This window comes from Candidatus Propionivibrio aalborgensis, assembly GCF_900089945.1.
Lineage (GTDB): Bacteria > Pseudomonadota > Gammaproteobacteria > Burkholderiales > Rhodocyclaceae > Propionivibrio > Propionivibrio aalborgensis.
Genome location: NZ_FLQY01000339.1, coordinates 1 through 904 on the forward strand (window position 1 = coordinate 1; position 904 = coordinate 904).

2 protein-coding genes are annotated in these 904 nt (G+C 54.3%); both read right to left on the reverse strand.

Features of this window, described 5'->3' with window-relative positions:
* A partial coding sequence (locus PROAA_RS13915; RefSeq protein ID WP_186411911.1) for an STAS domain-containing protein occupies window positions 1–277 on the reverse strand: 277 nt, incomplete at its 3' end.
* A complete protein-coding gene (locus PROAA_RS13920) occupies window positions 274–888 on the reverse strand; it encodes an MlaC/ttg2D family ABC transporter substrate-binding protein (RefSeq protein WP_186411912.1) in 615 nt (204 codons plus the stop codon). The genes PROAA_RS13920 and PROAA_RS13915, both read right to left, overlap by 4 nt.
* Window positions 889–904 lie beyond the last annotated feature (16 nt).

The following is a 904-nucleotide window of genomic DNA, read 5'->3' on the forward strand; positions in this document are numbered from 1 at the left end:
AATCGGAAACCCCGTAAAGCTCGGCCTGGCTAATCATGCTTGCCGGCGGATGGGCCACGCGCAGGGAAACACTGCGCTCACGGGCGGTTCGCAGCCAGCCAAACACAACACTCAGCGCCGAAGAGTCGGTTTCGTCAACCGCAGAAAGGTCGAACACGACTTCACCCGCTCCCACTCCGCCACGCAAAAAACCGCGCCCTGCTTCGAGCAGGGCGCTGGCGTTGGCAATCAGCATGGGAGCCGTTATACGCAGCTCATTACCGTTTTGTTCAATCATTTGTCGCTGGCTTCAAGCTGCTTGTTCTTGTTCTCAATCATCCGGACAAGGCCGTCGATACCGTTCGCGCGAACTTCCTGGCTGAAGGTATTGCGATAGTTCGACACCAAACTTACACCGGCCACAACAACATCGTAGACCTTCCACCCATCCGCCTGCTTTTCCATCGAATAGTCAAGCTGTATGGGCTTGCTGCCAGGCTGCACAATCTCGGTCCTGACCTCTACATCCGTATCACCGCTTTGCATTTTGGTCGGCTTGAAGCGTACGGTCTGATCCTTGTATCCGGTCAAGGCATTGGAATAGGTGCGCACAAGAAGCGTTCTGAACGCCTCGGACAAACGTTTCTTCTGCTCGGGTGTCGCCTTGTTCCAGTCGCGCCCCACTGCCAGCGCGGTCATGCGCTGGAAATTGAAGTTGGGCAGAACCTTGGCCTCAACCAGTTCAACGGCCTTCTTCGAATTGCCGTTCTGAATATCCTTGTCCTGGCGGACGATGGTCAAAACGTCTTCAGTCACCTTTTTGATCAAGGCATCAGGTGGGTCTTCCTGCGCGAATGCCACAGAACACGTCACCACCAGCCCCAAAACTACTGCAATAAACGATTTCATCAACTTCTCTCAAAAA